Here is a 26,122-nt window from a genome sequence, read left to right on the forward strand (position 1 = left end):
TAAACACAAGGATGGAGAGGTTTAATCATGGCAGAAGTACTTGTTGTCACCAGCAAAGTAAAAAAACTTATCAAAGAAAAAGGTCAAATGAACACCTCTGCTGAGACAATTGATGTTCTTAGCAAGGCGATCGAACAACTTTGCTTAAAAGGTGTTGAAAGCGCGAAAGCGGACGGTCGTAAGACAGTTATGGCTCGCGATATCGTTATCGATCATCTTTAATTTTTAAAATTTAAAGACGTTAAAAAACCCGCACCGATAAACGGTGGCGGGTTTTTTAGTTTTAAAGCCCGGAGCTTTTCGACCAAGGTCCAGTGTCTCAAGTGAGTGCATGTTTAATCCGATAAAATGAACTGAATAATTTTATCTGAGGACTAGTCATGAAGATGATGTTGGTTTTATTGGTACTTGTAGGGGGATCACCATTTGCGTGGGCAAATGATCTTTTTTATAAACCAACCGACAAAATCACCTTCACTTACGAAGAGTTCCGTAAGCTTTCGCCAGAACATCAAGCCCAATGGATTCAAGAACTTCGCAACTTTAATCGCAACGTCGACCTTATAATAGATGGCCAGCGTTTGACGGCGAAAAAACCAAAATATTGGTCCTTCATTGAAAATCTAAATTTAAAACTAAAGCCCGCAAATGCCGGCTTCTGCGCTTTGACTTCTGCGATGCTTGGACCGATGGAAGCGACGGCTCAGGACAAGAGCTGTTTTTTAAGAAAATACGTTCGCAATCAGCAGCCCGTGGTGTGTGTAATCTGTAAAACCAACGGCTTAGAAATTCTTAATAAGTGTGCGTTGAACGATAGAAAAAATCCAAGCAACACCGCCAACGGCATTCTTGCCGAGATTAATAGTAAAGAAAGTAAAGATGCAAAACTGACCATCGGTGCAGAGCTTCTGACGGAGCAAGTAGATAAAATTAATAAAGAAGGACATGCGAGTATCGAAACCAAATATCTTGCGCCTAACCCCCAAGCTATTTCGGGCGATAAAAAACCAGCGGGAACGGAATCAACAACGACCGTTGAAAAATTCCCTGTCGCGGTTAAAGGTGACCGTGTGGTTAAGTCTACCAAAACGGAGACTATCGTAACCCCACCAGTCGTGACATCTACAGACGAAAAAAGAGAACTGACGGCAGATGCCATCAGAGCCTCTTACGAAAGACAAGCGGCGGCAAAGGCTGCCATCACGGAAAAAGCAGCGTCGGTAAGCACGGAACGTAAAGAGACTGTGACTACCGCTAAAGGCCCTCGCTTACCAAGAGCAAAACAGTTGGGTGGAACAGGAAAGGCGGAAGCCTGTCAGGTAAGCCGAAGAGTCACGGCTGGCGTCAGAGAAATCTGCATGATTTGCCCGGGTGATGCCGTGAGTGGAGCCAAAGTTTGTACGGCTGAAAATAGCGACTCTAATAAAGTAGCTAAAAATTTGATTTCTGGCTTTAGTAAAAAAGACTATGAAGGCTCAAAAGTTAATATCGATGAAAAATCGCTGACAGAGTTAGTTGCAGTTACTAAGGGTGAAGCCGCAGATGTGAGCACCGAGACTCGCAATCGTCTGGGTATCAAGGGAGAGCTAAGCGAAGGGGCCGTTAACTTTGAAGCCCCAATCCTAAGAAGAAGAGTTATTACCGAAACGGTCACCACAGGCGCTGCCCCACTGCCCGTAACGAAGATATTGCCAGATAATACAGTGGTAGATTCAAAAAGTGTTGTAGAGCCAGGACCACTTTCCACCATTGAAAAGCGCGATGAAAATAATAAAGTTATTGAGCGTGTCAGCAACGATCCAAAAGTTGAAAACTTCCGTCGTCGTAATTTGCAAGACGTGGGTGATCGTGATGGAAATGAAAGTATAGACACTGACGAATTAACAAGAACAGATCGTTTGGCTTGTATTTATGCTGGATGGGCGGTTGAAAATGTTTCTAAGTGCAGCCCCATCTCTGAAAGATCCATCAACGATCCATCAGGAAAAAAGATCACGTATTCTTGTAAACGTGATGGTCAAACTTCAGAATCAACTATTTATGGTTCAAACGAAGACGGATCTACATCCGTTCTTTGTAATCCGGTGATTTTTGGTTTGCTCGAAGGAAAGCCTATTTGTATTAAAACCGCAAAAAATGCGACTGAAATCTGCGCAAGTTTAGCGCCCAAGGCAGATCAAGCTTTGGATTTTGCAAAACAAAACCCCAAAGAATACCGCTCACTCACCCGTCGCGTGGAACTGCTGTGCCAATCTGATGTCGACAAATTAAGAGAGCATTTTGTTAAACGTGGCAAGCCCGCGTCGCAAATTAACAATTCCATCAAAGATTTAAGTACCACCTGTCAGCACTTGCGCACCCGTATGGCGCAGTTGATGGAAGCAAATAACAATGCAAGTCCCGATGCCGGAACTCGCTAAAGCATTTTCTGTAAGTCGTCCCAGGAGATAATGGCGACCCCCAGGCTTTGAGCTTTTTCAACCTTAGAGCCCGGATCATCCCCGACGACAAGATAACTTAATTTTGAAGACACAGATCCCAGAATTTTGCCGCCGTTTTTTTCAATGATGTCTTTGGCGTCATCACGTTTTATGGGCAATGTGCCGGTGATTAAAAAACTCTTCCCGGAAAGTGGTCCGCTTTCTGCGCGCACCGGATTTGCGATGTTAACGCCCAAATCCAACATGTCGCGGACCTCTTGGACCAATTCTAGATTTGATGTCCAAGCGCCGATGGCCTTAGCGACCTTAGGCCCAATTTCAGGGACCGCCAAAAGATCTTCTTCGCTGGCCTTTAAGAAATTATCAATGGTGATAAAGTGATCAGCCAGATGCTTGGCGGTTTGCTCGCCGACAAAACGAATTCCCAAGGCAAAAATGAATCGCGCTAAGGTAGGTTTTTTACTTCCCTCGATGCTTTTTATAATGTTGTCTGCGGATTTATCGCCTTGGCGATCTAAGTTTAAAATATCTTCTTTCGTAATGCGATAGAAGTCTGAAAACCTAGAAAGCAATTTGTTATCAACCAACGTTTCAATCAGACGATCGCCGACTTTATCGATGTTCATGGCGCGTCTGGCGACAAAGTGTTTTAGGGATTCTTTCACGACCGCGATACAAAGTGGATTTGGGCAACGAGAGACCACCTCGTCCTCATTTTTTATTACTTCAGTGCCGCACACGGGACAATTCTTGGGAATAAAAAACGGAACACTGTTTTTTGGACGTTTTTCTAAAATCACCGAAACCACTTCGGGTATTACGTCACCGGCTCTTTGGATAACGATAGTGTCCCCAATGCGCACATCCTTGCGATTAATTTCGTCTTGGTTATGAAGTGTGGCGTTGGTTACCGTGACGCCACCGACTTTAACGGGCTTCATGATAGCAACCGGCGTTAAGGCCCCCGTGCGGCCCACTTGAATGACGATATTTTCTATGATGGTGGTGGACTGCTCAGGTTTAAATTTTGCGGCCGTTGCCCAGCGTGGGCTGCGGGCCACAAGCCCCAAGTCATCTTGCAGACGGAGTGAGTTCACTTTTACCACGATCCCGTCGATATCAAACGGAAGTTCAGGTCGAAGTTTCTCGACGTCGTGATAATAATCCACGACGGCTTGTGCCCCTTTACAAATGCGCACGAGCTCAGTGTTGCGCAAAGTAGGCAGACCGACTTCGGCAAAATAATCTTGAATGGATTTTTGTGTAGCAAACTCAATGCCGTCTGTGGCACCAAGAGCATAGGCATAAAACCTTAAAGGTCTTGAAGCCGTGATGCGCGAATCTAGCTGGCGCACGGACCCCGCCGAAGCATTCCTTGGGTTGGCAAAAGTCTGCTGACCGTTTTCTTGTTGAGCCTCATTTAAACGTGCAAAATCTTGTTTTAACATTAAAACTTCCCCGCGAACCTCTAATAGTTCGGGGGGGGTTTTCGTTGAAAGCTTTAAAGGTAAACTTTTGATGGTGCGAATATTTTGGGTGACGTCTTCACCGACTGTCCCATCACCGCGGGTCAAGGCTTTCACGAAGCGTCCTCCTTCATAGATCAGCTCCATGGAAAGGCCGTCGAACTTGGGTTCGCAAAGATATTCGATATCTTCGCTTTGATTTAAGAACTTTTTTACCCGTTCATCGAAGTCAAAAATGTCCTCAGGTGAATAACTATTGGCAAGAGACAACATCGGAAGGCGATGAGCGGCCTTTTCAAAGGCACTTAAAGGGGTGGATCCCACGCGTTGAGAGGGGGAATCTGAAATATCAAAGGACGCGTTCTTTTTTTCAAGCTCCAAAAGCTCATTGAAAAGTTTGTCGTATTCAAAATCCGTGATCTCGGGATTGTCCATGACGTGATAAAGATAATCATGGTGAGCAATAAGTTTTTTTAATTCTTCATGGCGCTTTTTGGACATTACAGTAACTTATCATTCTTAAAGGTCTAGTCACGAGCCGCTGCATCGAGCAATGCGTGACCTCTTTGCAATTTCGCCTGTAGGCTAAGGGCATGATTGATAAAAAAACCATCGAAAATGTAGCAAAATTGGCCCGCCTAAAAATTTCAGAGTCTGAGGCCCAGGAGTTCAGTCAACAGTTGGCAAAAGCCCTAGAACATTTTGCTAAAATCAGCCAAATCAACACCGAAGGTGTTGAAGCCCTAGTTACACCGACTGAAATTGAAGCTTATTGGCGCGAAGATGTCGTTGAACAAAATTATTCCGCAGAAGAAATGACTGCAAATGCGCCTGAAAAGTCAGGTCATCTTTTTAAAGTTCCGCCGGTGGTTTAATATGGATTTATTGAAAGCCTCTTTTTCTGACATTGCCGAAGCCGTTACATCTAAAGCCATCAGCGCAAAGGAAGTAAGTTCTTTCTTTCTTAAAAGAGCTCAGAGCTTAAATCCTAGAATCAACGCGATCACCTCGTTTAACGATCACGCCCTCGCGGAAGCAGAAAAGATTGATGAAAAAATCGCCAAGAAAGAAAGTGTCGGTCCATTAGCCGGAGTTCCTTTTGGAATTAAAGAGATGTTTTGCACTAAGGGCTTAAAGACCACGGCCGCTTCTAAAATGCTAGCGAACTTTGTGCCGCCTTATGACGCCACGGCCGTGGAACGACTTAAAAACGCGGGAGCCATCGTTCTTGGAAAATTAAATCAAGATGAGTTCGCGATGGGGTCTTCCAACGAAAACTCCCTTCACGGTGTCGTTCGCAATCCTTGGGATGTGACTTGTGTGCCGGGGGGCTCTTCCGGAGGATCTGCCGCCGCACAAGCCTCGCGGCTCATGGCGGGAACTTTGGGAACAGATACGGGTGGCTCGATTCGCCAGCCCGCCCATTTTTGTGGGGTGGTCGGGGTTAAACCCACTTATGGACGAGTCAGTCGTTTTGGAATCATCGCCTATGCCTCTTCATTAGACCAAGCGGGGCCGATTGTGAGTTCAGTGAAAGATGCCGCTTTATCATTAGAAGTTATTTCTGGATTTGATAAGAACGATGGCACAACATCACAAAAAGCGGTGCCCGCGTGGTCAAAGCAATTAAATGAAAATGTAAAAGGTTTGAAGGTCGGTCTTTTAAAACAGTGCATGAGTGGAGCGTTAAACGCCGACGTGCAAAAAGCTGTGGATAACTCGCTGGATATCTTAAAAAAGTCCGGGGCTGAGATCGTGGAAGTCTCGGTCCCGCTGATCGAGTATGCCGTCCCGGTTTATTATTTAATTGCCGCAAGTGAGGCCTCATCAAATTTAGCTAGATACGACGGTGTGAAGTACGGATATCGCGCCGAATTTAAAAATCTTTCGGCGATCCCTCTAGAAGATTTTTATGGAGAAACTCGAGGGCAGGGCTTCGGGGCCGAAGTAAAACGTCGGATCATGTTAGGAACCTACTGTCTTTCAAGCGGTTATTATGACGCCTACTATACGAAGGCCGGCCAAGTGCGACGCCTGATGGTGCAACAATATCAAGAGGCGTTTAAATCTTGTGACGTTATTCTAAGTCCGGTCACCACTTCCACGGCTTTTAAAATCGGCGAAAGAATTTCTGATCCGTTAGCGATGTACTTAAATGATATCTTTACGACGTCAACAAATCTAGCCGGTCTTCCAGGGATGAGTGTTCCGTTTTCACTTTCTGCTGAAGGATTACCTATCGGAATACAGCTAACTGCCAATCATTTTGATGAACAGCGCATGTTGAACGTAGGATTGGCCCTGGAAAACGCGTCATCGGTGAGAGGAAAAAATCCAAATGTCTTTTAGAGGGTTTGAAGCCGTCATCGGGATTGAAATTCACGTGCAACTAAGCACCCAGTCTAAAATATTTTCTGGTGATTCCACGCAATTCAATGCGGGGGATAACGAAAATACGTCCCCGGTCAGCGTGGGGATGCCCGGCAGTCTGCCCGTGCTCAACCGCAAGGCGGTTGAGTATTCTATTAAAACCGGCTTAGCCTTGGGCTGTAGGATTCGGGAAAAATCGGTCTTTGCGCGAAAAAATTATTTTTATCCCGATCTTGCTAAGGGTTATCAGATTTCGCAATATGACCAGCCAATCTGTGAAGACGGTGAAATAACTTTTAAAGTTAATGGAGAATCAAAAACAGTTTCCATCACACGTGCGCATATGGAAGAAGACGCTGGTAAATCAAACCATCACGGCGATTATACGTTAATTAATTATAATCGTGCGGGCATCCCGTTATTAGAAATCGTTTCGGGTCCTGATATGCATTCTGCCCAAGAAGCCGCCGAATATGCGCGCACCATTCGTCAAATTGTGCGCTATCTTGATGTTTGCGACGGCAATCTGGAAGAAGGTTCTTTAAGATGCGACTGCAATGTCTCCGTCCGCAAAGTCGGTGAAAAGAAACTGGGAACAAAAGTAGAATTAAAAAATATAAACTCATTTCGTTTTGTCGAAAAGGCCATTGAGTATGAAATCGAGCGTCAGATTGATGCCGTCGAAAGAAATGAAGCCATCATTCAAGAAACGCGTTTGTGGGACCCAGATAAGAACCGCACTTTTTCGATGCGCACCAAGGAAAACGCACAAGACTATCGCTATTTCCCTGACCCGGACTTGTTGCCGGTGACCGTTTCAAAAGAGATGATTGAAAAGTACCGCCAAAGCTTACCAGAACTACCTATTGCACGTGCAAAGAGATTTCAGGAAGAACAGGGTTTGCCGGAGCTCGACGCCTCGGTATTAACGACCGAAAAACCATTGGCCGATTTTTACGAAGCGGCAGCCAAGGTTTCTAAGAACTTCAAATCGACATCCAACTGGATCATGACGGAAGTTTTGCGCGAGCTCAATACTGCTAACAAGCTGATTCAAGATTCACCCATTAAGCCGGAACAGTTAGGTCAAATGATCGCCCTGATCGATAAGGGCGAGATCTCGGGTAAGATGGCAAAAACAGTTTTCCAGGAAATGTGGGCCAGCGGGAAAGATCCTGCGACCATAGTTAAAGAAAAGGGCTTAGTGCAAATTTCCGATGCCGGCGCGATTGAAAAATTGGTGGAAGAGGTTTTAGCGCAAAATGCGCAAGCCGTGGATGATCACCGCACCGGCAAGAAAAAAAATCTATTTGGATTTTTCGTCGGAGCTGTTATGAAAGCCTCCAAGGGCCAGGCAAATCCCGATATGGTAAATAAGATTCTGCAGGAGAAACTGAAGTAATGAAGGTCGCTGCGTTAGATTTAGGAACAAATACTTTCTTGTGCCTTATTGCTGAGGGAAATGAGAAAGAGGGCATTACCAAAGTTTATAAGGACTTAATGCAAGTCGTGCGTTTAGGCCAAGACATTGATAAGACCAAGCGCCTTCATCCCGAAGCATTAAAAAGAGCTCGCACCTGCTTAGAAGAATTTAAAAAAGAAATCGACGCGCAAAAGGTAGATAAAATTTTAGCGATGGCAACCTCGGCCGCACGAGATGCTGAAAACGGTGAAGAGCTTTTTAATATCGGTAAAGACTTAGGTATCCCCATTGAAATTATTCCCGGCGAGGATGAAGCGCGCATCACTTATCAGGGTGCCACCACGGGACGAGCGGCCGAAGGAAAAACCTTGTTGGTGGTTGATGTCGGCGGCGGTTCGACGGAATTTATTTTAGGAAAAGGAAATCAGATTCTTTTCGGTGAAAGCCTCAATATTGGTGGGGTTCGTTTGACGGAAAGACATGTGACCCACCAACCGATCTCTGAAAAAGATCAGGCGGCCGTTAACGAACACATTCAAAAAGAACTGGCGACCATTTTGCCGGAATTAAAAAAACACGACATCGATGAAGTCATTACCGTGGCCGGAACACCGACCTCGCTTGTGGCGATTGAGGTCGGTGGTTTTGATGAAAAAAAAGTGGACGGATATCAGCTGCCAAGAGAGCGATTAAAGTACTGGGTGGATGAATTTGCAAACACATCTGTGGAAGTAAAAAAAACGAAATACCAATTAGGTGGTCGCGCGGATATTATTTTTGCCGGCGCCTCAATTCTTTTAAAGGCTCTTGAAAGCTTAAATAAAAATACTATGGTAGTATCAACTAAAGGAGTTCGTTATGGCGTCGCGCTTGAGATGCTTCGTAAATAAAAGCCTCGCCCTTCTATTAGTTGCATTTGTTTTTCTGACAGGCAGCTATTCTTTCGCGGCGAGTGAATTTCAAAAGAAAAAAATCACCCTCGGAACCAAGACCTTGGTCGTGGAAATTGCCGAAACTCCTGCCCAGCATGAACGTGGACTTATGTTTAGGAACAAGCTTGGCGAAAATGACGGCATGTTATTTATCTTTGACGGAGAACAAACACGCTTTTTCTGGATGAAGAACACATTCATTGATCTTTCTATTGGATATTTTGATGGTTCGGGATCTTTGATCGATATCCAGGAAATGAAGTCGGGCAAAGGGATTCCGGACGCCGCCCTTGCCTCATACCCCAGTAGTAAGCCCGCCAAGTATGCTTTAGAAATGAATAAGGGTTGGTTTTCGAAAAATAAGATAAAATTGGGTACTAAATTGAAAATTAAGTAGCCCCTAAGTCTAGGGCTCTTGTTATTAGTGTTTGCCGACCCAATAGCTTGTGTTTTAGATTTATTAGTAAGGCTTTATTGAAACAGTATGTTTCATAGCATCAATCAAGGATGAAGATATGATGAAAAAACTAGTTATCGTGCTGGCGTTCTTAGGTCTTGTTTTACAAACAAGCTGTACGTCTAAAGACAGCCAACCGGAATCTGAAGTTGCTGCAGATTACGATTCAGCTGACCTCGAAAAGCTTGAGGGCGATGAAGCTCTGGAAATCGCGGGCGCTGACAACATGGCGAGCGACCAACTTCCTGAAGATGCTCTTGGCGAAACTACCACGACCACCGAGACAACCACCACTACTACTGAAACAAATCCCGGAGACAGCCTAGCAACAACCGAGCAAGTGGATGTTGCAACAAATACGGAAACGCTTCCGGCAGATCCGTTTGCAGAATCTTCACCATCAATTGACGCGCCATCTGATACTTCCACAACGATCGTCGATGCACCTACTTCATCATCTCCCGATCAAACGGCCATGGTTGAAAGTTCTACCAGCACAGAGACTCACACGACCATCACCGAAACAGAGGCTCCGAAAAAACCACTTCCGTCTTTGCAAAAAGTGGCAATGACTCCCTGGAAAGTGGGCGGAACTCTTTACAACACGGTTTATTTCGCGCGTCCTGGAGACACCCTTAAATCCATCAGCCAAACGATCTATGGATCTAGTAATAAAGTGTCGGAACTTAAAAAAGGGAACACGATGTTTGAAAGCCGCGGTGTAAAACCGGGCGATAAAGTGTATTACAACTCGCCTCACCGTCCAGATGACGCGGCTAAAGTGATCACTTATTTTGAAGATAACGGGATCGCTCCAGAAACATACGTTGCTAAAGAAGGCGACAATATTCGAAATATCGCTCCGCAACTTTTGGGTTACCCGCAAGCATGGAAAGAACTTTGGGCAAGTAACTCAGTGGATTCAAAACAAGAAATCCCTGCAGGTACTGAGCTTCGTTATTGGAAAGGCAGCCCAGTAGCCGCGGCTCCGCCGGCGCCAATGCCAGAAATGGCTCAGTCGCAACCTCCGCAAGAGGCATTGCCACCGCCGCCGGATATGCCACCACAAGATATGGCGCAAGCTCCGCCACCAGACATGGGTCAGCCGATGGGAGACCTTCCTCCTCCGCCGGACCAAGCCAGCATGGATATGCCACCTCCACCGCCGCCGATGGATATGGCTCAGCAAGAAGTTCCACCACCGCCACCACCTCCGCCAGCGGACCTGAATCCGCCGCACCAAGCTTCAACTGAAGAAGCGGCTCAGGGAATGGATAACGACACAACGATGGCTTTAGGAATCGTGGGTCTTGCGGCGGCTGGCTTAGCACTTCTGATCGTGGTCAGAAAAAAGCGTAAGCAAAAAGAGCTTGAGCAACAAGGTCTAGATAACACTCATGTCGGTACGTAAGTATAAAACGAAGTGATTAAAAAATAAAAAAGAGCGAGTAACAACTCGCTCTTTTTTTATTTCCCGTTTAAAGAGGAAACTCTAATTAGCCTACTTTTTTAAAGATCGTATCCATCAAAGAACGATTTTCAGTACGGCTGTTTTCTACGAAATAGATGAGATCATCGATGATTTGCACATCGCGATTGTTTGTCGGCATGAACTTCACGCCACAACCTGCTGAATTTTTCCAAATGACGTGCGCAGCAACTTTACGCTCGCGGCCAGCAACGATAAACACTAAATTGAGTTTTTCATTGGCCCGAACATCGGCACCTTCGAACTCCAAAAAAGCTCCGGAAAGGCTGATATTTTTAAGCGTACCTTTGGCTTCTTCACGCGCATAGTTGCGTTTGAAAGAAACTTCGAGATTCAGAGGTGTTCTAGGGGCTGGTACTGAAACAGTATCCTCCACGTTGGACTCCTTATGCTTAACATTTAACGATTCGTGATAATAACCTTTCGGAATTGGCCTAAAAAAATGTAGAGCTGTGAGGGGGAAAATTTTAAAAATGACTTAAAAAAGGGCAAAACTAGACTGAGGACGGTTCATTGTTAAACGCCTAATAAAACTACGATTTTCTTGAACTGTTAAGCAACATAAAGCAGTTGGGGTTTCTAAGGTCGAGTCCCATTTCGAGCCATCTTAAAGATGTAATGGAAAAAATCGGGAGGATTAAGATTCGCAATAAACCTTTATTTCTAAGGGGTTTCAAATAGTTACATAATTTTCCAAGATTCGAGCCTTATTCGCAAAACAGGGTCCATATTGCTCCCGATGGATTTCCGATTGACAGTCTAGCGAGCTTCAAGGAATAGTGAGGGCAAGCAAAACAAGTTAGATCCAATCGGATCAACCTCAAAAGGGATCTCTAAGGGATTTCGCATTAGAGACTGTCGTAAAGACGCCCCCACTTATTTCTTTATTTAATCCTACAAGGAGAAAATGTTTGTCTGAACCCAAAGATTCACAAGGTGTTGAAGTAGTTAAAAAACGTGGTCGCACAAAAGCAGCTGCCGAAGAAACTCCTGCCCCAGCCGCTGTAGCGCCAACTCCTCCCCCGGCGCCAGAACCCGTTGCTGCCGCAGCGCCACAAGCACCCGAAGCCGCAACTCCTCCTCCTGCAGCAAACCCCCCGGCTTCAAACAATGAAGATCGCCCACAAAGACAAGATCGTCCGCAGCATCAGCACCAACAACGTCGCGACTTCCGCCCCAATAACCGCGATAATAGAAATGATCGCAATGATCGCGGTGGACACCGTCATGGTGGTGACCGTGACCGCGGTGGGGATCGCGGTAATAACCAACGTCGTGACTTCCGTAATGATCGCAACGACCGTCATCGCGATGAAGGTCAACCAGGTGGTGATGATGTTCACGCAACACCTCCAGCACAAACTCAAGATGTGGACTTGGCAGATATCCAGTTAACCGATGAAGAAAAAAGCTGGTTGTCTTCAAAGGACTTAAAGTCAAAAAACATCACGCAGCTCACAGAGCTGGCAACTAAACTTAAAATTGAAAATGCCGCTGGTCTTCGCCGTCAAGACATGATCTTTGAGATCTTGAAACGTGCAGCAAAACTTGGACAGGATATTTACGGTTCAGGTGTTCTTGAAATCCTGCCCGATGGTTACGGTTTCTTGCGCTCGCCGGATTACAACTATCTTCCAGGTCCGGATGATATCTATGTTTCTCCGTCACAAATTCGTCGCTTCGGTTTAAGAACCGGTGACACGGTAACGGGAACAGTTCGTCCACCTAAAGAAGGCGAACGATACTTTGCTTTATTAAAAGTTGATTCATTGAACTTTGAAACAACTGAAAAAGGTAAAGATAAAATCCTTTTTGACAACTTAACGCCGCTTTATCCAAATGAGCGCCTTAAGCTTGAACACAGCCCTGGCGAATACACAACACGTGTTGTGGATTTGATGGCTCCACTTGGAAAGGGTCAACGTGCCCTTATTGTGGCACCGCCAAGAACTGGTAAAACAGTTTTGATGCAACAAATTGCCAATGCAATTACTCACAATCATCCCGAAGTTAAATTGATCGTACTATTGATCGATGAACGTCCGGAAGAGGTGACGGACATGCAACGCACCGTTAAGGGTGAAGTTGTGTCGTCAACATTTGATGAGCCACCCACTCGCCACGTTCAGGTTGCAGAAATGGTCATCGAAAAAGCAAAACGTTTGGTTGAACACAAGCATGACGTTGTTATCTTGTTAGACTCTATCACTCGTTTAGCGCGTGCTTACAATACGGTTGTTCCGCCTTCTGGTAAGATCTTATCGGGTGGTGTGGATTCCAATGCCCTTCACAAACCAAAGCGTTTCTTCGGCGCGGCTCGTAATATCGAAGAAGGTGGATCATTAACAATCATCGCGACCGCGTTGATCGATACCGGTTCTCGTATGGATGAGGTTATCTTCGAGGAATTTAAAGGTACTGGTAATGCCGAGATCCACTTGGATCGTAAGCTTATGGAGAAACGTATCTTCCCTTGTATGGACATCAACAAATCAGGAACTCGTAAAGAGGACTTGCTGGTTGAAAAAGGCGATCTGAACCGTCTGTGGATCTTGCGTAAGGTTCTTGCGCCAATGAATCCGATCGACGCGATGGAGTTCTTGTTGGATAAAGTGGAAAACACGAAAACCAATACGGACTTCTTGAAAGCCATGTCGGGTCCAGGTTAAAAATAAAACAAAAAGGAGGCCGCAAGCCTCCTTTTTTTATTCTAAGACTTGCCAAAACTTATTTCGGCCTTACATTAGCCCTATTGAAAAAGGAGCTTTTGTTATGGCTAAAACGGTTCAGAATTTTAACGCGGAAATTAAGCAACTTTTAGATATTGTTATTCACTCGCTGTATTCGCAAAAAGAGATTTTTTTGCGTGAACTTTTGTCCAATGCCTCGGACGCAATTGATAAATTAAAATTTCAATCCCTGACCAATTCTTCGATCTTACCTGCTGGCTGGGAACCCCAGATCCGCCTGGTTCCCAACAAAGAATCAAAAACCCTGAGCATTATTGATAATGGGATCGGCATGACCACGGCCGAGGTCAACGAATTCATCGGAACGATCGCGCGTTCTGGTGCTAAAGCCTTTATGAAAATGAATGAAGAAAATAAAACTAAGCCAGAGCTTATTGGGCAGTTCGGTGTCGGTTTCTATTCAGCTTTTATGGTGGCGGACCGCGTGACTTTGCATACCCAAAAAGCCGGTGAGAATGACGGCACTGTGTGGGAATCAACAGGAGATGGAACTTATTCAATTGATCAAGTACCACGCCCTGAAGGCACGGGCACGACCCTCACACTTCATCTTAAAGAATTTAAGAACGAGGATGAGGTTTCCGATTTCACCGATGCGTGGGTTTTAAAATCTCTGGTAAAAAAATATTCTGACTTCATCGCCTTTCCGATCAAGATGAAAAACGACAAAGGCGAAGAAGAAACTTTGAACTCACAAAAAGCTCTGTGGCTGCGTTCGCCCTCGGAAGTGACGGCCGAGGAACACAAAGAGTTCTATCAACATCTTAGCCATGACTGGAATGAGCCGCTTAAAACGATTCATTATAAAGCCGAAGGCACGATGGAATTTAATGCGTTATTATATATCCCAACCAAAAAGCCTTGGAATTTTAATACGGGCGACATGGCTTACGGATTAAGCCTTTACATTAAGCGTGTCTTTATCATGGCTGACTGCAAGGATCTTTTGCCGACGTATCTTAGATTTGTAAAAGGCCTGGTAGATAGCAGTGATCTTTCGCTGAATGTTTCCCGTGAGCTTTTGCAACAAGATCGTCAGGTTACACAAATTCGTAAAAACGTGACCACAAAAATTTTGAGCACTTTGAAAGAGCTTCTTTTAAAGGACAGATCTGCTTATGAAAACTTTTGGAATGAGTTTGGCGCAACTTTAAAAGAAGGCTTGCCCGCAGATCCAGGCAACAAAGAAAAACTTCAAGACCTTTGTTTATTTCATTCGACTCATTCAGATAAGATGACAACGCTTGAAGAATACGTCGGTCGCATGAAGAACGAACAAAAAGAAATTTTCTATATCACGGGCGACAACTTGGCGCAGATTCGCAACAGTCCTTATTTGGAGCGATTAAATGAAAAAGGTTTTGAAGTTCTTTTACTGGTAGACACGGTCGACGAGTGGATGATCGAAGCCTTAAGAGAATATAAAGAAAAGAAACTTCAATCTATCACCAAAGAAGGCTTAGATCTGGACACGGCCGAAGAAAAGGCTCGTCATGAAGAAGAAAAAAAGCAGTCGGAGGTCACGTTAAAGCCTGTTTTAGAAGTGATGAAAAAAACTTTGGAAAGTCAGGTTAAAGATGTCGTTATTTCGGATCGATTAACAACGACACCGGTGTGCCTTGTTTCTGCTTCGAATGATCCATCAGCGCACTTGCAAAAGCTGATGTCCCGTTTGGGACAAGAGCAGTCCATGATGAATGCGAAACGCATTATGGAAATTAATCCTAAGCATCCGGTATTCCAAAAAATGCTTGAAGCTGGCGCCGATCAGCAAGCAAAGTGGGCTGAAATTTTATACAACCAAGCCTTACTTACTGAAGGATCGGCCCTGCCAGATCCAGTGAAATTTTCCCACCAAATCGCCGATCTTATGATCCAGGCCGCATCAGGTGTAAAACACTGATGAAAATTGTTGTGGAACGTGGGTCCCATGTTGAATCAATGCACCAAGTTTCGTACGTGGTCATGGATCCTCAAGGAAAAATCTTAGACTCTTCAGGCGATGTTGAAGAAAAGTTTTTCCCGCGTTCCGCAATTAAGATGATTCAGGTTTTACCCTTAGTTCGGTTTAAAAGGGAACGGGGTCTTCCGTCATCACCTCATGAATTAGCGTGTGCTTGCGCTTCCCACGCAGGTGAGAAGGTTCACATCGAGATCGTTTCTAGCTGGTTAGAACGGCTCTCACTTAAAGAGTCGCATTTGATTTGTGGGGCGCATCTTCCGTTTAATGAAACGGCCGCGAAATTCTTTATCCAAAATAATGAAGCCCCCACTCGTTTGCATAACAACTGCTCTGGTAAACATACCGGCATGCTTGAATGGGCGCGGCTTTTAAATGCGTCCGTGGAAAATTACGCGGATATCAATCATCCCGTACAACAATCCATTCGTACGGAAATGCAGACGATGGCAGAAATTAAAATGCAAAACGAAGACTGGGCGATTGATGGTTGCGGAATTCCCGCCTGGCGAATGCCGTTAAAAAATATTGCGACAATGCTATGGCATTTTTCTTCCGAAGCGGCGATCAAGGGATCCGCTGAGGAAGAAGTGTTTCAAGCGTGCGTGCAAAATCCAGTTTTAACCGCCGGAAGTGATGAGTTCTGCACACAGGCCATGAAGCAGCTTTCAGGAGAAGTTTTTTTAAAAGTCGGCGCTGAAGGTTTTATGACCGCGATATTACCCCACCGAAAAAAAGTGATCGTCCTTAAAGTTCACGACGGAGCAGAACGAGCGTCCGAAGTGGCAATCAGCCATTTGCTGGCACGCCATGTTCCCGAAATGAAAACGGCCCTTTCCGCGTGGACAGAGCCTCCCCTTTTTAACTGGGCGGGAACGGCTGTGGGTAGGATCAAGGCGATCTAAAGACGATTTGCAATGAAATCTTTGATCTCCGGATTCTTGAATTCAGTCGCTAATGCTTTTATTTTTTGTACTTTTTCTAGATCACTCATCCCTAAGCCGAGGTGAAAATACATCAAGGTTTGTGTAAGGCCAAAGGAGCTAAATTTTTTTTCTTTGAGGTTCTTTTTGATTAAACCATAAAAATCAGATCCGCCGCTGTATTTTAAACACTCGTCGCTCGCCAAATTCTTTTCCACGAACTCTAGGCAGATAGACGCGGCCTTTTCCGGAGCTTGGAATAATAGGGCATCAAAAAGAAAGTTTTGACCATCGTCCGGTACGATATTCTTTCGTAGTTCTGTATTTATCGTATCGTCATTTAGATCAACCATGCGTAAAATTCCACTGGCGGTATAACGATCTTTACTCACAGCCAGCTTTACATCCGTATTTAGCTTTTTACGATCTTTATACATTTTGAGAATCGTTTCGAAGCTGTACCGCGGTGAAGATTGCCGGGCGAAAAGTAAAATCGTGTAAAGTTCTTTAACGCTTGAAACCGTTTCTTTAAACTGAACCATATTCTTGGTAATTTCAAGATTTGGAAAGTCTGATGCTTCAAAGAGCGGAAGACGATTGTCAAAATCAGCCAAGAGATAATTAAAAAGTCCCATAGTGACGGACTTTCTTTCGGCGAGATTGCCAGACTCTGCGCAATTAGAAAAATAGTTCTGGGCGGTTATTTGAACGACCATAACGTTATCTTCTTTAATGCGATTTACCACCGCCTTAGACAAGACAGAACAATACTCTGAAGCGGAGCGAGTTCGCTTCAAGATTTCAAAATATTTCTTCAAAGCATCGAAGGAGATATTTAATTGTTCGTTATTGATGACCTTAGTGCGAATATTGTTAATAACCTCTGCCGAAATTCGGCTCGATTTATCTAATGACTTGATAGCGACATCTCCACCAGGGGTGACCACAAATGAGAAATCAACCAGGGCTAACTGAACCTGTGGGTCGGCGAATACGGGATTGTTATTATCAATATTTCTTTCTAAAGTTTCTGCAACAGGGCTGCCAAGGCTGTCTGGTTTTTTCATAGCTCTGTTGATCAAATCTAAAATCATCGGCGCGTCTAAGCGGACGTAACAGCCGATATTCGCTAAATATTGCGTGTCTTCAATGAGGCCCGTATTTAGATTTTTGACCGGGATTAAAGGTCGGTGTTCCTCAGTTTCACAAAGAATTTGATTTTGAAATTCACTAAGAATTTTTGAAGCATCATTCAGCTTCAGTTCTTTGTAAAGTCGTCCCGATCCGGATTCAGGGATCGCGATATTTCGGAAAAGCAAATTGTAAGCTCCAGACATTCGGCTATCATTTTTCGCGAACTCTTGAAATTCTTTAAGGGCCTTAAAAAAGAACCCCTCATTATAAAGTGCTAAGCAGCTCATTGCCTCAACAAACTCTTCGTCTTTCCAGCGTGCGGCCGGTATGGTTTTTTCATCAATGCTAACTTTCAACGAATTGGACTGAGCATAAGAACAGATGAAATCTTTTTGATCGATACTAAAATCGCGATCCAAAGGCCCTAAAAGGTAAGAGACGATTTTTTGAGAATATTCTTCCTTCGGAAGCCAGCCAAAAAAATTCATAAATGTTAAAATTTTAAGCTGGACTGACAGCATCGAAGTGTCGCGTTTTTCGATGATGTGATGAAGCGAAGCCTTCAGGCGCTTGTCTCCCATGATCTTTTCTAAGGGCTCAAACTCTTTGTCTTCCCACTCATGCCCGCTGGCCGTGACTTGGCTCAGCCATTCGTTGATGGCCGGTAGGAACTGAAATGATTTTTCGGATCTTAAAGAAGAGGCCACCCAGTTTGCTTTTTGGGTCAAACTGACTTTAGGATTATTCAGATAGCACACGGGCATTTGATCGCCATTAAATTCTTTGGCGCCAGTGGACTGAGTTAAAGCAGTGCCCTTAAGCGCTTTTCCGAAAAGTTCATTAAACCCGCTGTTAAGATCATTGAGACCTTTTAAAGAATAGTACTGCTGGGGATTGATGGATTTAAAATAGCTTGTTAATAGCGGCTTTACGGTTTTCCCGGAAGGACCCACAGAATCAAAGCCATAGATTCTTGAAGCTCCACGGAAAACTCGGCGCATGCGGTCTGCGTAAGAATCGCCTAATGGGGAATAGCGGAATGCGACGATTTGCTCAGCCTGATCAGCGCTAAAGCCATCCTGCAAGAGCACGGCACGGTATTGTTCAGGCGTGCGGTGATCGCGACTTTTGCCAGCTAAGGTGTTGCAACCAAACAAATAGACCTCTTTAGGTTTTTGCAAAACCCCCGAACAAGCAGAGTCGCAGGACTTTTTTTCAAGTTCTTCCATGGAAAGATTCAATCCTGAGCTACCAAAAAAGCTGCCACCGAAATGGCCTGAAATCAGAAGCACATCGCAGCTGATCTTTTGTCGGCAGGCGCGACCTAAAAATTGCGCCTCATCGGCGACAGCTTGGGTTTCTATCGTGTCGGTTTCATCTTCCGGAAGCTCTGTCAGCTCAATGAAATTGGCGTTTTTTTCACCGATGTGCTTTTTGAAAAGTTCAATTTCATCATTGGAATTGATCGTGATGCTGCATATGTTGGGTTTGCCATTAGAAACGGCTGCAGCCCCAAAAGCATAAGATTGAAAGGCCAAGCATACGAACGCAACCATCGAAAAATAGAATTGTTTTTTCATCCCCAGTTTCAAAGCAGGTTCTATGCCCATACTTTGAGGGCTTTATATACGCCAAGCCGTTTATATGCGTAATAGGCATATATCGGTGACATTTTACAGGGGACTTGCCCCAAAATGGCACAGCTCAACAACTAAAAAGGGGATGAGCAATCATCCCCTTTTTAGTTAGAACTTTTGAAATTTAAAACTATGTTTTATTGGCCTTCGCCGTCATCTCGATCATCATCGTTTCGATTTGTTCAAGGTCGGTTTCGGTGATTTCATAAACTTGTTTGTCGCCCACTTTTGCCAAGATGGCTTCAAACAAATCTTTTTTAAAGAATGAAAGCACGTTTCCTGATTGATACTCGCGCTCCTTTTCATCGTAAAGACCTAAGAACGTTTCATCACGGAACCAGGATTGTTTGTTCGCTTTTTGGATAGTTGCAAGCTCGGAATCGCTTGGATCGCGTTGCAGGAACTCAAAGAAGAATCCTGAAGATTTGCTGCCCGGTAAGAACCACTCGCCAGAGAAAACTTGGATCAAGTTTTCGTGATCGTCTTTTAAGATCGGGGTTACGAATTGAACCCCACGCTCAACACAGTGTTTGTGGAAAGCGATCAAATCTGGAGTGCGCAAAGCCAAATGCTGAACGTGGGCCACGGCATCGTGACCTTCAAGCATGGTGCGAACATGTGAAGGTGTTCCCGCGGGCTCAGAAGGTTGAACCAATGCGAAGATGGTGTTGAGTGGATCATTTTTTTCTTTTGGTTGCCATTCGCCCAAGCGGGTGGCGTAGGTCATAGAAACGTCTTTTTGGCCGTCTTTCCCTTTACGCTTTTTTTCATACAAAAGATCTTCAGGAGTTGTTCCGAAAATAATACGGAAAACCACATAAGACATGATGTAAAGTTTTGGGTGGAAAAGCATCGTCGTATGATCGATGGTAAAGTTCTGAAAAGGATGTTTTTTCATCACGGGCTCCCCTTAAAGTTATTTAAACAAAACGTGATCTTAGGCGGTCATTTTCTCTAGTGCAAGAGCTCTGCCCGGCGTGACGGCAAGTCCCACGGGATTCCCACCCGGGGGGTTGGTTGCCGAGGTCCAATTTTTAAAATGAGTTTAACAATTGGAGTTGGCCCAGCGAAAGGGGGGGTGATTAATTTTGCGACTCCACTTAAGTAATTGAAATTATGCGGAAAAATATCGCATACTACACCTGGCAGGAGGGTTGCTTGGGGGTTGCTTGCTGCCAAAAAAAGCAGCGATTAATACTCGACACAGGGGGTCCCCTGTGTTACATCCTTTGAGCTTACGACCTATAGTTTTAGAAAATTTAGAAGGAAATCGGTCATGAAACAAAACATTCATCCAAAAGTTAACACAGTGGTATTCAAAGATATCTCTTGTGATTTCTCTTTCTTGGGCACTTCAACTCTTCACTCTAACGAAAAAGTTAAATGGGAAGATGGCCAAGAATATCCATTGATCAAAGTTGAGATCTCTTCTGAATCTCACCCTTTCTACACTGGTAAACAACGTGTAATGGATACTGAAGGTCGTATCGACCGTTTCAAAAAACGTTACGGCAAAAAGTAAATTCCAGACCTCCGTTCGGAGGACTTGTTTGCATGAAATGCGGTTCAAAATTCGAACCGCATTTTCATTTCCGATACTGGCGTTTTAGAATATCATCTTGAAGTACCAACAGATTTAGAGGCGGTTCTAATGTTTTCGAAGTTAGATGAGGTGGAATCTCGTTATGAAGAAGTCAACATGGCTCTTCAAAGACCGGATATTGCTTCCAATCAAACTCAGTACCGCGCTTTGATGAAGGAACTAGGCAATCTGGAAAAGATTGTTTTGGTTTATCGTGACTACAAAAAGAAAACTGAAAATCTAAAAGCCAGCAAAGAGCTTTTAACCGCAGAACAAGACGCTGAAATGCGTGAAATGATCCGCGAAGAAGTTAAAGAGCTTGAAGCGGCTTTGCCAGATCTTGAACAACAGCTAAAAATCGCTTTGATCCCTAAAGATCCTAACGATGATAAGAATATCATCCTAGAAATCCGTGCGGGCGCTGGTGGGGATGAGGCCTCGTTGTTTGCCGATGAACTTTTCCGCGGATATATGCACTATGCTTCACATCAGGGCTGGAAAGTCGAAATGCTTTCTTTTTCTGAAGGCAATGCCGGTGGCGCCAAAGAGATCATCGCAAGTATTTCTGGCGACTCAGTTTTCAGCAAACTGAAATTTGAATCTGGCGTACACCGTGTTCAGCGCGTTCCCAAAACGGAAGCCGCGGGACGTATTCACACGTCAACAGTTACGGTGGCCGTGATTCCTGAAGTGGAAATCAATGAAATCAAGATCCCGATGTCCGATGTGCGCATTGAAACCATGAGATCGCAAGGTTCGGGTGGTCAATCGGTCAATAGAACAGAATCGGCAGTTCGTGTGGTCCATATCCCCACAGGTATTGACGTAAAATGCCAAGAAGGTAAATCCCAATCGGCCAATCGTGAGCGGGCCTTCCAAATCCTTTACGCTAAATTACAGCAAATCGAAGACGACAGAGCTCGTAAAGAGGCTTCGGATGTGCGTTTAGATCAAATCGGTACTGGCGACCGTTCAGAGCGTATCCGTACTTACAACTTCCCTCAAACCCGCATCACTGATCACCGTATTGGTCTTACGATCCATCAATTGGATCAGGTGATGAGTGGCGAGTTCGAATACCTTATTGATCCATTGGTTGCTAACTTCCAAGCGGAAGCTTTAAAGCGCCAAACAAACAACTAAGAACGGTCCGGCTCTTAAGCGCTTTGAATTTGGGGCTTTTAAATGCTTTCTATCTGGAGTAGCTTATTGTTTAAGAATGAAGCTCAAAGAGATCCTGGATAAAACCACCCAATTTTTTAAAGACAAAGGCATTGAAACTCCGCGCCTGGATGCGGAATTGCTTTTGGCTCATGGATTAAAATTAGAGCGCATTCAACTTTACCTAAAATTCGATCAACCGATGAAAGAAGACGAGCTTGCGACTTTGCGCGAACTCGTTCGTCGTCGTGCTCAAGGCGAGCCGGTAGCTTATATTTTGGGTTACCGGGAATTTTATAAATATCGATTTGAAGTGAATAACCATGTGTTGATTCCTCGTCCTGAGACAGAGCATGTGATTGAAGAAGTTTTGGCCTGGGCGAAAGATCAAAAGTCGGATTTAGGTTTGATAGATTTAGGATTTGGTTCAGGTTGTATTGGCTTAACCTTGTTAAAAGAACTGCCTCAGGCGAAGCTCGTGGCCGTAGATATCTCCGCGGAAGCTTCGGCAGTTGCTAAGCGTAATGCCGAAAGCTTGGGCGTCCAAGATCGTGTCCGCTTCGTCAATGCGGATGCCGCAAATAGTGATGCGGTCTTGACGGCTTACAAAGAGTTAACTGGCAACGACAAAATAGATGTCTTAGTCTCTAATCCACCTTACATCGCTAGCGATGACCCGCAGGTAGAAGCGAACGTGAAAAAGTTCGAACCAAACCTGGCGCTTTTTGCTGATGATCAGGGACTAGCGCTACTAAAAAACTGGTCTAAGATTTATTCCTCGCATCTAGCGGCTAAAGCTTGCGTGGTGATGGAAATGGGAATGACTCAAGGATCTGTGATGAAAGATTATTTTTCTAATTTCAATGTGTTCAGTGAAGTGAAGGTGATTAAAGACCTTGCGGGTTTAGATCGCCTGATATGTGGAGTAAAAAATGGATAAAATGGTAGTGATGGGCAATGGCCCACTTAATGGAACAGTGGCAGCAAGTGGTGCAAAGAATGCAGCGTTGCCGTTGTTATTTTCAACATTGTTAGCTGAAGGCGAACATGTGTTTTCAAATGTCCCAAAACTAAAGGACATTGAATCCACATCTGCGCTTTTAGAAAGTTTAGGATGTACGACTCGCTGGGATGGCGACAAGTTCATCGTGAAGGTTTCAAAGATTGATTCTTATGAAGCCAGTTATGACCTGGTTCGCAAGATGCGCGCCAGTTTCTTGTGTATGGGACCCCTGCTTGCAAAATATGGCGAGGCCGTCGTGTCTCAACCCGGTGGTTGCGCGATCGGCAGTCGTCCGATTGATTTGCATTTAGATGGCTTTAAAGCCCTAGGCGCTGAGATCACGCAAAAAGAAGGTTACGTTCATGCGCAAGCAAAACGCCTTAAAGGCGGAAACTTTTTATTTGAAACCGTCACCGTGGGCGGCACTGAAAATGTGATGATGGCAGCGACTTTGGCGGAAGGACGAACAGTCTTAGAAAACGCCGCCAAAGAACCAGAAATCGTAGATCTTGCTGATTACCTTATTAAAATGGGCGCAAAAATCACGGGTCATGGGACAAGTGTCATCACTATTGATGGGGTTGAAAAATTAAAGCCTGCAGCTCATTCTGTTATGCCCGACCGTATCGAAGCGGGAACATTGCTTATCGCCGGCGCGATCACTAAAGGTGAAGTGACCGTGACAAAATGTATCCCGGCGCACTTAGAGCAATTAATCGCAAAAATGCGTGAAAGCGGATTTAAGATCGACACAACTAAAGACACAATGACAGTTCACAAGACCAACTCTTGGGAGGCTGTTGATATCACGACAGCTCCTCACCCACTTTTTGCAACCGATCTTCAAGCCCAATACATGGCTTTGATGACTGTGGCCGAAGGAAGATGTGTTATCACGGAAACCGTTTTTGAAAATCGCTTTATGCACGTTCAAGAGTTGATTCGCTTAGGTGCAGATATCACTCCGAAAACTCGCGTGGCGGTGGTGCGTGGTAAGCCGGGTCAGTTGACTGGTGCCCCAGTGATGGCAACAGACTTGCGTGCCAGTGCCTCATTGGTTCTTGCCGGCATGGTGGCCAGTGGTGAAACGGTGGTAAATCGTATTTACCATTTGGATCGTGGATACGAAAAGTTGGAAGATAAACTTTCAAGCCTGGGCGCTAAAATCCGCCGTATTGAATAAAGAGCTTTCAGGCTCCCGCTTCAGTGCCCAAATTGGGCGGGGGTTTGAAGTTTTAGGTGTATAAAATCCTGACACTCGCGAGGGGCGCTTGCCCAATGATAAATTCCTTCCTTTGACAGAGGGAGTTTTAATGAATGTTCGCACGTCCTCCGCAGCAGTTCTTTCTTTTGTTCTAATATCTTCAAATGCTTTTGCTCACGGTGCTTATCGAGATATTTGGCAAAACTCTGAATCGACAATTCAGTCATTCAAAAATGTTTCTAAATGTACGGAAAGAGTGTGGCCAGGTTTATCCTGGAAGGGCTATTCATTTCTTTCTGTGAATAATACCAAAGACCTTCAAGTGGCCTATGACGTGGATACCAATGAGACATATCGCATTTCTTTAAAAGATCTAGAAAACGCTAAAGGCGCATATCAGTCGTACGACTTTTTTAAAAGTAATGGAAAAGACTGGGTGTCTGTGAACGAAAGTTTTGTAAAACGGGGTGCAGGCAAGCAGGCGTTGTTTGCCCTTGGGGCGCATGAAAGCTTTCACTATATCGGGCAAAGAGGTTGGGCTTATAAAGAAGGCCGAGGAGGCCGTGGCACTGATATCCCCGTTCGCTGGGAACCTCGTTTTTATCGTGCAAAGCTTTACGCCAACTTGCGCGAAGCTTTTTTAAAGCCTTCAACACAACAAGAGGCTTTGGGGAAAGCCTCGTTCTGGTTTAATAAATGGAAAACAGAGTTTCCGGCCGAAGTTCTTGCCGCGACGGACGGTTATGAAGGAACGGCGAAATATGCTGATCATATTTCTCAAGGACTTGCGATTCATGGATGTAAGGCGACAGAAGAACAGTTGGCTCAAGTAGCTCGCGATTCTGTAGAGACCTCGCCGATCTTCAGGGACTTTATAAAATCTGATGGCGGGCTTGCCGCTGATCTTGAGGGTTACCCGATCGGCGCAGTGGCGTCGTTCCTATTAAGATGGCAATTTTCCGTAGATGGCTGGCAGTCGCGCGTGGCTTTAAAAGCAGATACTCCGTTGGAAATTCTTCTGGAAAACGTGGCACCCCTAAAGGATGATTTGTTAGCAAGCGAAACTGCGAAATTTATTAAATCTGCAGTTGCTGAGCAAAAGATCGTGGATGATTATATTGGCGATACGATAAATAAGCTTAAAGGCGACTATGTAGTTGTCTTAATTCCCCAAGACTACAAGCCTGGTGCCACTGGCTACTCGGGGTTTTATAACGATACCCAAAATGACTTCAGATACAGCATCTTGTCTCAGGCGTTGATGCTTAAAGGTAAGGCCGGATATTTCCGTACGGCTGAAAATGCCGTGCAGTTTTCTGGAACATCGTCTCCTTGCCAAGCCTGGGGATGGCAATTTGTGGTTGCCGCTGATGAACTTAAAGTTTCTGGTGACGCAGGATTTGTGCAAAGCCTTAAGATCGTCGGCCAAGCCAAAGGGTCTTTGAAAACCTCTTCAAAAAATTCCGTAAAATACTTTTGCGTGGGTGAGTAGAAAAAGAAAAAGGCCTAACAGGAGGGGGTCCGTAGGCCTTTTTAAGAGAAAAAAACAAGTCTCAGCCACCGGAGGGGATGGGGCTGAGACCCTATGATCAGAAGACTATTGAGTAATCTCCTTGATACCGAACACAAAGAAGATAACCGATTTGCTCTCAGAGTCGAAGCCAGGGAGGGGGTCCACAACTTCGTACCCAATATTGGGAGCAAGATGATGTTCAAGTTCAATACCACTCATCATAACTTTAGAACCAACAAAAGGTGTTAGATCCATTTGTGACTTCAATACGAAGAAAGTTTGCTGATCATCCATCGCCAACACTAGCGACCCATCAGCCAAAGCCACAACTTCACCAACATGTGTTTTGTAGTTATAATTTTGAAGATCCGTGTTCGCAGTTTCGTAATCTTGTGCATTGTTTGGAAGTACACCTGCGCGTGCAACAGCGGAAATCGCTAGTACGGCTATGATGTAGACTGCTATCAATGCGTTTCGAATCACGAAGAACCTCTCCCCAAAAAAACAACTGACGAAATCCTCTAAAGCAAGGCGTGTGCCAAACTGATACAGGTGTTAGGTCGGGTTATTTTTCATTTGAGGTGCGGAATTCGATCGACCCAACTCAATTCGGAACCAAAGCCAATTCCAAACTGGGTCGAAGGTTCTACTTTGGAACCATTTTAATGCGTACAAGC

General features: G+C 44.8%; 21 protein-coding genes. 16 read left to right on the forward strand and 5 right to left on the reverse strand.

What is annotated here, in order from left to right; translation table 11 throughout:
- The first annotated feature begins 27 nt into the window (after positions 1 to 27).
- Together AZI86_RS06880 and AZI86_RS06885 are read left to right on the forward strand one after the other, a co-directional pair.
- The gene (locus AZI86_RS06880; protein ID WP_011162677.1) at positions 28 to 222 is read left to right on the forward strand and encodes a histone-like protein; all 195 of its coding nucleotides are present in this window, start codon (positions 28 to 30) and stop codon (positions 220 to 222) included.
- Between the two features lie 158 nt (positions 223 to 380).
- Positions 381 to 2,420 carry a hypothetical protein gene (locus AZI86_RS06885; RefSeq protein ID WP_061834340.1) on the forward strand — a complete coding sequence of 680 codons (2,040 nt, stop codon included), beginning with the start codon at positions 381 to 383 and terminating at the stop codon, positions 2,418 to 2,420.
- Here the strand turns inward: AZI86_RS06885 and ligA are convergent.
- The gene (gene ligA, locus AZI86_RS06890) at positions 2,417 to 4,408 is read right to left on the reverse strand and encodes an NAD-dependent DNA ligase LigA (protein ID WP_061834341.1); all 1,992 of its coding nucleotides are present in this window, start codon (positions 4,406 to 4,408) and stop codon (positions 2,417 to 2,419) included. The genes AZI86_RS06885 and ligA overlap by 4 nt on opposite strands.
- 92 nt (positions 4,409 to 4,500) lie before the next feature.
- On the opposite strand from ligA, the gene gatC reads away from it, so the two are divergent.
- The 6 genes from gatC to AZI86_RS06920 all read left to right on the forward strand — a co-directional run bounded on the left by gatC (position 4,501) and on the right by AZI86_RS06920 (position 10,500).
- Positions 4,501 to 4,782, forward strand: a complete 282-nt coding sequence (gene gatC, locus AZI86_RS06895; protein WP_061834342.1) for an Asp-tRNA(Asn)/Glu-tRNA(Gln) amidotransferase subunit GatC — start codon at positions 4,501 to 4,503, stop codon at positions 4,780 to 4,782.
- Position 4,783: 1 nt separating this feature from the next.
- Positions 4,784 to 6,256 carry an Asp-tRNA(Asn)/Glu-tRNA(Gln) amidotransferase subunit GatA gene (gene gatA / locus AZI86_RS06900; protein ID WP_061834343.1) on the forward strand — a complete coding sequence of 491 codons (1,473 nt, stop codon included), beginning with the start codon at positions 4,784 to 4,786 and terminating at the stop codon, positions 6,254 to 6,256.
- Positions 6,246 to 7,679 carry an Asp-tRNA(Asn)/Glu-tRNA(Gln) amidotransferase subunit GatB gene (gatB, locus tag AZI86_RS06905; protein ID WP_061834344.1) on the forward strand — a complete coding sequence of 478 codons (1,434 nt, stop codon included), beginning with the start codon at positions 6,246 to 6,248 and terminating at the stop codon, positions 7,677 to 7,679. Before gatA ends, gatB begins: the two co-directional genes overlap by 11 nt.
- The gene (locus AZI86_RS06910; protein WP_061834345.1) at positions 7,679 to 8,590 is read left to right on the forward strand and encodes a Ppx/GppA phosphatase family protein; all 912 of its coding nucleotides are present in this window, start codon (positions 7,679 to 7,681) and stop codon (positions 8,588 to 8,590) included. The genes gatB and AZI86_RS06910 overlap by 1 nt, the downstream gene beginning before the upstream one ends.
- Positions 8,559 to 9,029: a DUF192 domain-containing protein gene (locus AZI86_RS06915; RefSeq protein WP_081111805.1), complete on the forward strand. Its 471-nt coding sequence runs from the start codon at positions 8,559 to 8,561 to the stop codon at positions 9,027 to 9,029. The genes AZI86_RS06910 and AZI86_RS06915 overlap by 32 nt, the downstream gene beginning before the upstream one ends.
- A gap of 118 nt (positions 9,030 to 9,147) precedes the next feature.
- Positions 9,148 to 10,500 (forward strand): LPXTG cell wall anchor domain-containing protein, encoded by a 1,353-nt coding sequence (locus AZI86_RS06920; protein ID WP_253715808.1) that lies wholly within the window; start codon positions 9,148 to 9,150, stop codon positions 10,498 to 10,500.
- Positions 10,501 to 10,585: 85 nt separating this feature from the next.
- Here AZI86_RS06920 and AZI86_RS06925 read toward each other — a convergent pair whose 3' ends face one another.
- Positions 10,586 to 10,954: a PilZ domain-containing protein gene (locus AZI86_RS06925; RefSeq protein ID WP_061834347.1), complete on the reverse strand. Its 369-nt coding sequence runs from the start codon at positions 10,952 to 10,954 to the stop codon at positions 10,586 to 10,588.
- 535 nt (positions 10,955 to 11,489) lie between these two features.
- On the opposite strand from AZI86_RS06925, the gene rho reads away from it, so the two are divergent.
- The 3 genes from rho (at position 11,490) to AZI86_RS06940 (ending at position 16,193) form a co-directional block, all read left to right on the forward strand.
- On the forward strand, positions 11,490 to 13,247 hold the full coding sequence (rho, locus tag AZI86_RS06930; protein WP_437340122.1) for a transcription termination factor Rho: 1,758 nt from the start codon (positions 11,490 to 11,492) through the stop codon (positions 13,245 to 13,247).
- Positions 13,248 to 13,350: 103 nt separating this feature from the next.
- A complete protein-coding gene (gene htpG, locus AZI86_RS06935; RefSeq protein WP_061834348.1) occupies positions 13,351 to 15,231 on the forward strand; it encodes a molecular chaperone HtpG in 1,881 nt (626 codons plus the stop codon).
- Positions 15,231 to 16,193, forward strand: coding sequence for an asparaginase (locus AZI86_RS06940; RefSeq protein WP_061834349.1), 963 nt, complete (start codon positions 15,231 to 15,233; stop codon positions 16,191 to 16,193). Before htpG ends, AZI86_RS06940 begins: the two co-directional genes overlap by 1 nt.
- Here the strand turns inward: AZI86_RS06940 and AZI86_RS06945 are convergent.
- Positions 16,190 to 18,955 carry a hypothetical protein gene (locus tag AZI86_RS06945; protein WP_061834350.1) on the reverse strand — a complete coding sequence of 922 codons (2,766 nt, stop codon included), beginning with the start codon at positions 18,953 to 18,955 and terminating at the stop codon, positions 16,190 to 16,192. The two genes, AZI86_RS06940 and AZI86_RS06945, sit on opposite strands and share 4 nt — an antisense overlap.
- Before the next feature lie 157 nt (positions 18,956 to 19,112).
- The gene (locus AZI86_RS06950) at positions 19,113 to 19,880 is read right to left on the reverse strand and encodes a hypothetical protein (RefSeq protein ID WP_061834351.1); all 768 of its coding nucleotides are present in this window, start codon (positions 19,878 to 19,880) and stop codon (positions 19,113 to 19,115) included.
- A 378-nt stretch (positions 19,881 to 20,258) separates the two neighbouring features.
- On the opposite strand from AZI86_RS06950, the gene AZI86_RS06955 reads away from it, so the two are divergent.
- The 5 genes from AZI86_RS06955 to AZI86_RS06975 all read left to right on the forward strand — a co-directional run bounded on the left by AZI86_RS06955 (position 20,259) and on the right by AZI86_RS06975 (position 25,424).
- Entirely contained in the window at positions 20,259 to 20,504 is a 246-nt protein-coding gene (locus tag AZI86_RS06955; RefSeq protein ID WP_061834352.1) for a type B 50S ribosomal protein L31, read from the forward strand.
- A 129-nt stretch (positions 20,505 to 20,633) separates the two neighbouring features.
- A complete protein-coding gene (prfA, locus tag AZI86_RS06960; protein ID WP_061834353.1) occupies positions 20,634 to 21,707 on the forward strand; it encodes a peptide chain release factor 1 in 1,074 nt (357 codons plus the stop codon).
- 76 nt (positions 21,708 to 21,783) lie between these two features.
- On the forward strand, positions 21,784 to 22,665 hold the full coding sequence (gene prmC, locus AZI86_RS06965; protein WP_061834354.1) for a peptide chain release factor N(5)-glutamine methyltransferase: 882 nt from the start codon (positions 21,784 to 21,786) through the stop codon (positions 22,663 to 22,665).
- Positions 22,658 to 23,911: a UDP-N-acetylglucosamine 1-carboxyvinyltransferase gene (gene murA / locus AZI86_RS06970; protein ID WP_061834355.1), complete on the forward strand. Its 1,254-nt coding sequence runs from the start codon at positions 22,658 to 22,660 to the stop codon at positions 23,909 to 23,911. Before prmC ends, murA begins: the two co-directional genes overlap by 8 nt.
- 130 nt (positions 23,912 to 24,041) lie before the next feature.
- Entirely contained in the window at positions 24,042 to 25,424 is a 1,383-nt protein-coding gene (locus tag AZI86_RS06975; protein WP_061834356.1) for a hypothetical protein, read from the forward strand.
- Positions 25,425 to 25,529: 105 nt separating this feature from the next.
- Here AZI86_RS06975 and AZI86_RS06980 read toward each other — a convergent pair whose 3' ends face one another.
- Positions 25,530 to 25,928 carry a hypothetical protein gene (locus AZI86_RS06980; RefSeq protein ID WP_061834357.1) on the reverse strand — a complete coding sequence of 133 codons (399 nt, stop codon included), beginning with the start codon at positions 25,926 to 25,928 and terminating at the stop codon, positions 25,530 to 25,532.
- Positions 25,929 to 26,122: the final 194 nt, after the last annotated feature.

Origin of the sequence: Bdellovibrio bacteriovorus (genome assembly GCF_001592735.1) — a bacterium.
In the GTDB taxonomy this organism is placed as follows: domain Bacteria; phylum Bdellovibrionota; class Bdellovibrionia; order Bdellovibrionales; family Bdellovibrionaceae; genus Bdellovibrio; species Bdellovibrio bacteriovorus_D.

Excerpts from the sequence above, each read along its gene's own strand:
- AZI86_RS06880 (WP_011162677.1), top strand. The coding sequence starts at position 28 with ATGGCAGAAGTACTTGTTGTCACCAGCAAAGTAAAAAAACTTATCAAA.
- AZI86_RS06885 (WP_061834340.1), top strand. The coding sequence starts at position 381 with ATGAAGATGATGTTGGTTTTATTGGTACTTGTAGGGGGATCACCATTT.
- ligA (WP_061834341.1), bottom strand. The coding sequence starts at position 4,408 with ATGTCCAAAAAGCGCCATGAAGAATTAAAAAAACTTATTGCTCACCAT.
- gatC (WP_061834342.1), top strand. The coding sequence starts at position 4,501 with ATGATTGATAAAAAAACCATCGAAAATGTAGCAAAATTGGCCCGCCTA.
- gatA (WP_061834343.1), top strand. The coding sequence starts at position 4,784 with ATGGATTTATTGAAAGCCTCTTTTTCTGACATTGCCGAAGCCGTTACA.
- gatB (WP_061834344.1), top strand. The coding sequence starts at position 6,246 with ATGTCTTTTAGAGGGTTTGAAGCCGTCATCGGGATTGAAATTCACGTG.
- AZI86_RS06910 (WP_061834345.1), top strand. The coding sequence starts at position 7,679 with ATGAAGGTCGCTGCGTTAGATTTAGGAACAAATACTTTCTTGTGCCTT.
- AZI86_RS06915 (WP_081111805.1), top strand. The coding sequence starts at position 8,559 with ATGGCGTCGCGCTTGAGATGCTTCGTAAATAAAAGCCTCGCCCTTCTA.
- AZI86_RS06920 (WP_253715808.1), top strand. The coding sequence starts at position 9,148 with ATGATGAAAAAACTAGTTATCGTGCTGGCGTTCTTAGGTCTTGTTTTA.
- htpG (WP_061834348.1), top strand. The coding sequence starts at position 13,351 with ATGGCTAAAACGGTTCAGAATTTTAACGCGGAAATTAAGCAACTTTTA.
- AZI86_RS06940 (WP_061834349.1), top strand. The coding sequence starts at position 15,231 with ATGAAAATTGTTGTGGAACGTGGGTCCCATGTTGAATCAATGCACCAA.
- AZI86_RS06945 (WP_061834350.1), bottom strand. The coding sequence starts at position 18,955 with ATGGGCATAGAACCTGCTTTGAAACTGGGGATGAAAAAACAATTCTAT.
- AZI86_RS06950 (WP_061834351.1), bottom strand. The coding sequence starts at position 19,880 with ATGAAAAAACATCCTTTTCAGAACTTTACCATCGATCATACGACGATG.
- AZI86_RS06955 (WP_061834352.1), top strand. The coding sequence starts at position 20,259 with ATGAAACAAAACATTCATCCAAAAGTTAACACAGTGGTATTCAAAGAT.
- prfA (WP_061834353.1), top strand. The coding sequence starts at position 20,634 with ATGTTTTCGAAGTTAGATGAGGTGGAATCTCGTTATGAAGAAGTCAAC.
- prmC (WP_061834354.1), top strand. The coding sequence starts at position 21,784 with ATGAAGCTCAAAGAGATCCTGGATAAAACCACCCAATTTTTTAAAGAC.
- murA (WP_061834355.1), top strand. The coding sequence starts at position 22,658 with ATGGATAAAATGGTAGTGATGGGCAATGGCCCACTTAATGGAACAGTG.
- AZI86_RS06975 (WP_061834356.1), top strand. The coding sequence starts at position 24,042 with ATGAATGTTCGCACGTCCTCCGCAGCAGTTCTTTCTTTTGTTCTAATA.